Consider the following 6,402-nt stretch of genomic DNA (forward strand, 5'->3'; position numbering starts at 1 on the left):
CATCAACGTCCCACCATCTTGTATTTCAAATGTATGTTCATGCCTAAACCTTTTAAAAGCACCGCTAACCATCTCGTCCACGAATTTATTAGGTGGATCAAACTCAGTAATGATTGATGTTAGTTGCTGGCGAATTCCGAAATGTGTAGCTTCCCAGGTCACGGTTTCTCCTAGTTCAATCAACCCGCTAGTACGACCTTTTACCGCTCTTTCATTTGTATGTGAGGTCGATTCCATGTGAATATCAATGCTGCGTGACAAATCAAAACACACCTGAATAGGTGCTTTAATAAACAGGGATATTTTTATAATTGGCATGAGTCACTCCTCCTCTACCTAGCCATTTATATTAGATAATAATAAGTTCGATATCTTCTCAATATACCCTGCTTTATTGAGTTAATTGCTGCCCGTTAGCTCAACAGGCTACCGACCTGCCATGTTAAATATTTTGCGTTGAACTCCACTATGGCAAAGAATATATGTTCTTGTCCTCCTACACTTCTGTTATCGGATGACAAAAATATATGGTTTATGCGTATTCTAAGCCGGCTGCGATGGCCGGCTTTTGAACTATGGTCTATGTTAATTGAATCTGGTTGTCTTAAATGCCTTTTTACAACCTTCCAAGTCGCTTCCCGCTATAAAATTGGACGAATAGCCTCCGCTGATTGACTCTATCAATTCTCTCACTCTCGGAATAGAAATGTATTAGAGTTCAAACTCGATAAATAAATTACGAATAATTGAAAGGGGTATATGGATATGGCATGTTCATGTGGTTGTGGAGGAAAGTGTAACAAGATGAGGCGGGAAATGAAAAAGAATGCCTCAGCGAGAACTCGCGATCAAGTTAGATCAATACGTGCTCCAATAGCCTGTAACCGATTTTGCATTCGTATGTGTAATCAATTTCCACAAAGAGAAAAAGAAATATGTTTGTCAGATTGCATGGAATGTTTAGGCGCTCAAAGATGCCGGAATCGGCGATCGAAACGCTAGGATAGCAATTCCCCAAGCTTAAGCAGGGCTTCCTATTGATGCCGATATCGAACACTACTTAGCAGCCAGAGCTGTTCCCTTTTGTGAAATAAGTATTAGAATGACAAAAAAAACAGCGGCAGCCATGGACGAGAAAATAAAGTCCTGGACTGCCGCTGTTTTATTGAACTATCGTTCCTCGTTAACTTAATTACTTCATCCAGTTATTCTCTAATCTTCTCATGTAAATGTTGGGTTCATCCTCGTCAAAAACCTCGATACCGTTGTCTTGAAGAATTCCATTTTGAATTAACATTTCGATAACATCGTTGGTAACATCGGCAAAGCCCTCTTCAATACGCTCCTCTTCAACAAACAGGATATTATCACCGCTGTTTTGTAAAAGATACCACGTCGTAATAGCTGCTGTTACTGGATTTCCTGCTAATTCCCTTGCTTTGCCTGCTGGGAGATGTGTGAATCCAATAAGTTCTTTTTTACTCTTATTAATAAGCACATAATTTTGTCCCAACTCTTTCCCCCCTTCGCATTATCCTCCCTTTACTTCAACAGACAAAGGCAGCCGGTCGTGTGTCAGCTGCTTTCATCTCGTGATTCAACTATAGTATCCGTTAGCTCAATGCTAGTAGGATATTTGTTCAAAAAATTCCCATTATAAAAAACACAAAAGGAGCTGATAAGGCAAGCTCCTTTATTGAAGAGTCTCCATTTTTATTTTTTAAAAATGATGAAAATGGCACCTAATACAAAGATAGTAACATTGATAATGTTGCTTTTATCTTTTGTATCAATCAACCTTACAAGGAAAATCATTGCAATTAAAAAGAAAAACCAAGAAAAGTTAAGCTCTCTGCTTCCAGTTGAAGAAACAATTACAAATATAACAGTAAATAAGGATATGAGGAGCTCTAAACCAAGAAGAACGCGGTTCCTATTTTTATATGGATTTGTAAAGATAAAAGCATCTCCTTTGCAATTTATTCGGTATTAATTTAGGATAATATCGTTATTCATTATTTAACCATATTTGGTCTTTTATAAGGATATTTCATTCAGTCTTATTTCCCTGTTTATTAAGCATTCCTGCCCGTTACTTTCAATAAGCAATAAAGAGCCGCGTTAGAGCAGCTCCTGCGCACATGTTACCTGTTAGCATACCTACTTGAAACATTCGTCAAAGTTGCACACTAATTTCTATAACAAAGGGAACCAAACAAACTTAAAATACATATAGATGCCTATAGAGTTTTTAATGACTATGTACTTGTTCGGTGCAGCTGTCGTGTCAATGCTGAACTTTTTTAGAAAACAACTTCTCTATCTTCCCTGAACAGGATGCAAACATTTCCGCAAGCTTATGCTGCGAGGGAGGTAAGTAATTTGCCGTTTAAACCACATCCCAATAATACTGCTATTGTAATCACAGACCCACAAAATGACTTTATGAGTCCTGGGGGAAGAGGCTATCATCTGACTAAAGGAACTATTGAACGAAACAATACTATACAAAACCTTGAACTATTAATGAGAACTGCCATGAATAAGGGATACCAACTTTTCATATCGCCCCATTATTTATACCCTCATGATTATGGCTGGCAATTTACAGGTAATGAACAAAATATGCTATTAGGTCTTAGAATGTATCAAGTGGCAAACGCGTACACACCACCGTCATATGGAGCTGATTTTGTTCATTCTTTCAAACCTTATATTTTTGATAGAAGAACCGTCATTGCAACTCCTCACAAGGTTGCCAGCCCACAAACAAATGACTTGGAATATCAGTTACGACAACATAGAAAAGAGAAGATAATTATTGCAGGGGTGCTTTCCAACGTTTGTGTAGAGTCACATATGAGGCATCTAATCGAAACTGGTTTTGAAACAGCTGTTGTATACGATGCCACCGCAACAATTAGTGAAGAGGATTTTCAAGCTGCCGTTATCAATTATAAAGCATTTGCCAGTGCTACTTGGACGACACAGGAGGCTATTTCAAACTTATAAATCAGTATCCCCAACGGTAATTTCCTATACAACTTGTCCGAACTGTCACCAAGTGGTTGCTTCGTCAGAATAAGGGCTTGGAATAACGAATGAATTTAGATAGCACAACCCCCTCTAATCTCTTCGGAGGGGTTATTTTTGCTTTGAACAAACATAAAGGAGCCATTTCCATTCTTCAACTAAACTACCCTTTAGGTTAATGCCAAAAGGAGCAGCTACCGCGGCAGCAAACTGCTCCTGGATTGCTAAACTAACGTTACCCGTTAGGTTAATGACACAGGTTGAAATAAATAGTTCTTTTCTTTTATTTAACAAGAAAGACAGCCTGCCCAGAGAATTGCGCGGCTGCCTTTTGATGGAATTACCGCTCTCAAGGTCAAACATTGCTAGGGCTTGATGAATTTCCTCTTATCTTTAGACCAGACTTTGATAATAACCCCATCATTTCTAACTAACTGATAGTTCTCCCATTCTTTAATAATATACTTCCAAAGATTATGTTGAAGAATTTCCTCTTCAGATAAATCTAATGCATTCCAATCCACTTCAATTTTTAAGACTTTTTCGGTATTAATATCCTCGTACTTTTCGTACTCATTTAGGCACTCCGAACATCTAAAATGAATATTATTGCTAACACTATTTCTTTTAACCTCAATCCATCCTTGATTACATGCATCGCACCAGTCAACCTTATGTTTATACTTATCCACTAGCTAACATGCAACTCCTTAAAATAATTAAATGTGAAAACACTTCATTTTGGAATGCAGTAATTATTTGCTTATCAGAAACGTTATTTACAACAATTCTGACTTTGTTCAGAGTACTTCAATCGCCTTGGACTTACTGAATCAACTATCGTTCTCCGTTAGTTCAACTAACTACAAATGAGTTGATCCCATAATACAAGTAAGTTAATTTTATTCTCTCAAGCCACTCGCTCACCAAATAACCAGAAAGAGCATATTTCTTAACATTTGCCTCTAATTCAGCATATGAGTCAAGCTTTGTCGTATTTATTAGTGGAAATTCCTCTCCATTAGTAATACCAAGAGGCGGATAAAATTCAACCCAGTCTTTATTAGTCCAGCGATCTATTTTGTATCTCATATCACCATCATCGCTAATATAATTCCATCGGAAGCTTGCAAACACATTTAACATAATAATTAAAATAGTAAGGGCAACTAACATTAGTTTTCTTCTATCCAAAATATCCTCCTTCATACGCCATGACATTTTGCCCATTAGTTGAGCAAAGACTGCCAATCATGCCAGCAGCCCCATCTTTCTTAGTGTATGTAAGCTATCGTTTCTCGTTAAAGTAACAAGCACTAATTCTTTCTGTCTTCATAAGTCTTTTTATTTTGTCTGTATCGCATTATGGCCACAGGTAGATTCACCACTCCAAGGATAAAACAAGATACAATAGGTACCAATTGAGGTACTGTGGGATAATTCGGCTTTCCGTCTCCTACAGGTCCTATTTTGGGTTGATGGCTATCCCACAAACCATATAAAAGACCAACAACAGGTATCAATATACAAATTACACTTGTAACTATATAAAACACATACTTGTTCAATCCTCAACCTCCTCCATCTGAGGTTTTTTGGTCTAGAACCTCACCTCAATACATCTCATAATTTATACGTTCCCTCAAATTGGAAGTTGCAGTATCCTGCTCGTTACTTTACCAGACCAAACAGCCGATCGTGTGCCGGCTGTCGTTTTGTCGTGATTGAACTATAGTTTCCGTTAGTTCAATAAACGGCACATTTTGGGGAAGTAGTCTCCAGTTAAAACTTATTGGTGTCCTTTAGGGTTATTTCAAGTGTGTCCCCATCAAGTTCTAATGCCACATGGTTGTCCCAATTCAAAAATTCATCACATGTTATTGCTAATTTATTATTAGACCAACCATGAAATTTAATTGTATCCATTTTTATCGGACTATTTTTTGATATCTTATCTTTTAATGTTGATTTAATGATTTCGATATTATAGTAATCAGCTAAAATGAAATCGCCTAGAGTGGTTACTGTTAGATTTTGATATTGAGGCTGGGATTCATATTCAACTAACTTTTCACTAACACTATCAAGTCTATATAAATAATCCGAAGTTAGAACAAGTACGGAATTATACTTTTTTGATATAGAAACATCTCGCGGAAACCCTCTAAAGTTTCCACACCATTCGGTTAAATCATCGTTTATAAATTTAATCCAAGTCCAGTTTTGGGAATTCCAGGGGCTCGAAATATCATAAATCCTCTCCTTGCATTCTCCTGATTGTGGCTGATTTATTACCTCCGCTTTGATTATCATCATTTGTCCTCCATAATTCTTCTAAATCTACTTATAGATATTCAAATATCGTATTCAACTTTCCTGCCCAACTGCTGGCTACCACGCTAAACTGCCCGTTAGTTGAGAAAAGGCAACCGATCGTCTGACCGGTTGCCTTGATGATTCACTGATTAAACTAAAGTATCCGTTAAAAGGCAGCCAGCCTCAGCTGACTTCCTTCTCCTGCTGTTCAGGGAATGCTTCCGAAAAAGTGATGATAGCTATCGCTCGAAAATCCAGCAATTCATCAAGTTTGTTCCTTCCTCGGGTCACACTTAGTATTCATCGTGCAGCCGCCACCACGTATAAGGCGGTGTTTGCGGCCAACCCTCAGGTGAATCCTCCCAGTCTTCCTGGCGCCCGTATGGTGTCAGATCAAGGAAATTGAAGTCAGCTCTGAGCCTGTCAACACCACGAGCCGTCGTGTAATAGGTGCGATAAACTTGTTCGCCATCACGGAGAAAGACACTCAGGCCGAATCCACTACCTGCACCACAGTCCATGTTAAAGTTGTTGCCATTCGAAGAGAACCAGGGTACAGTCCAACGCATGCGCCTCTTGTAGGGCTCGATCTGTAATAATGGTGCAGGGGAGACTAGAACAAGGGTCGTATCACGAGCATGCAGATGAGCAAGATGGCCAATATTGTCTACAAATGACGAGCAACCTCTGCAACGTTGGTCCGATCCCGGAGCCATCATGAAGTGGTAGACGATTAACTGCCGTCGGCCGTCGAATAGATCAATAAGATTCGCTGTACCGTTCGGGCCCTCAAATACGTAATCTTTATCGATCCTTACCATCGGCAACATGCGACGTTCTGCAGCCAGTGCATCCAAAGCGCGAGTGAGTTCTTTCTCTTTGACTAGCAGATCTTCTCGAGCAGCCAGCCACTCTTGTTCTGAAACGATTTGTGGAAGTGCTGTTTGGTTCGATGTCATTTGGCTCCTCCTTGAAATTATTCTAAGTATCCCTTTAAATTATAACATTTTGAAATATTTGTGATTTATTGTGAATTGCGCATTTAATATTATG

At 38.7% G+C, this 6,402-nt stretch carries 9 protein-coding genes; 1 reads left to right on the plus strand and 8 read right to left on the minus strand.

What is annotated here, in order from left to right; all coding sequences use genetic code 11:
- Together BC351_RS38940 and BC351_RS38945 are read right to left on the minus strand one after the other, a co-directional pair.
- Positions 1-318 (minus strand): SRPBCC family protein (locus BC351_RS38940; RefSeq protein WP_079419763.1); only part of this gene is annotated, 318 nt, incomplete at its 3' end.
- 874 nt (positions 319-1,192) lie between these two features.
- Positions 1,193-1,513: a hypothetical protein gene (locus BC351_RS38945; protein ID WP_079421065.1), complete on the minus strand. Its 321-nt coding sequence runs from the start codon at positions 1,511-1,513 to the stop codon at positions 1,193-1,195.
- 869 nt (positions 1,514-2,382) lie between these two features.
- On the opposite strand from BC351_RS38945, the gene BC351_RS38955 reads away from it, so the two are divergent.
- The gene (locus BC351_RS38955) at positions 2,383-3,012 is read left to right on the plus strand and encodes a cysteine hydrolase family protein (RefSeq protein WP_079421067.1); all 630 of its coding nucleotides are present in this window, start codon (positions 2,383-2,385) and stop codon (positions 3,010-3,012) included.
- Positions 3,013-3,144: 132 nt separating this feature from the next.
- Here the strand turns inward: BC351_RS38955 and BC351_RS38960 are convergent, their stop codons facing one another.
- From BC351_RS38960 to BC351_RS38985, 6 genes are all read right to left on the minus strand, one after another.
- Positions 3,145-3,327 (minus strand): hypothetical protein, encoded by a 183-nt coding sequence (locus BC351_RS38960; protein ID WP_144028675.1) that lies wholly within the window; start codon positions 3,325-3,327, stop codon positions 3,145-3,147.
- Positions 3,328-3,398: 71 nt separating this feature from the next.
- Positions 3,399-3,725 carry a hypothetical protein gene (locus tag BC351_RS38965; protein WP_079421069.1) on the minus strand — a complete coding sequence of 109 codons (327 nt, stop codon included), beginning with the start codon at positions 3,723-3,725 and terminating at the stop codon, positions 3,399-3,401.
- A gap of 163 nt (positions 3,726-3,888) precedes the next feature.
- Positions 3,889-4,227, minus strand: a complete 339-nt coding sequence (locus BC351_RS38970; RefSeq protein WP_144028676.1) for a hypothetical protein — start codon at positions 4,225-4,227, stop codon at positions 3,889-3,891.
- Positions 4,228-4,349: 122 nt separating this feature from the next.
- A complete protein-coding gene (locus BC351_RS38975) occupies positions 4,350-4,601 on the minus strand; it encodes a hypothetical protein (RefSeq protein WP_079421071.1) in 252 nt (83 codons plus the stop codon).
- Positions 4,602-4,815: 214 nt separating this feature from the next.
- Complete coding sequence (locus tag BC351_RS38980) at positions 4,816-5,349, minus strand: hypothetical protein (protein WP_244209328.1); 534 nt, start codon at positions 5,347-5,349, stop codon at positions 4,816-4,818.
- A gap of 293 nt (positions 5,350-5,642) precedes the next feature.
- Entirely contained in the window at positions 5,643-6,308 is a 666-nt protein-coding gene (locus tag BC351_RS38985; RefSeq protein WP_079417190.1) for a DUF899 domain-containing protein, read from the minus strand.
- Between the last annotated feature and the right edge of the window lie 94 nt (positions 6,309-6,402).

Source organism: Paenibacillus ferrarius, from assembly GCF_002027705.1.
In the GTDB taxonomy this organism is placed as follows: Bacteria; Bacillota; Bacilli; order Paenibacillales; family NBRC-103111; genus Paenibacillus_E; species Paenibacillus_E ferrarius.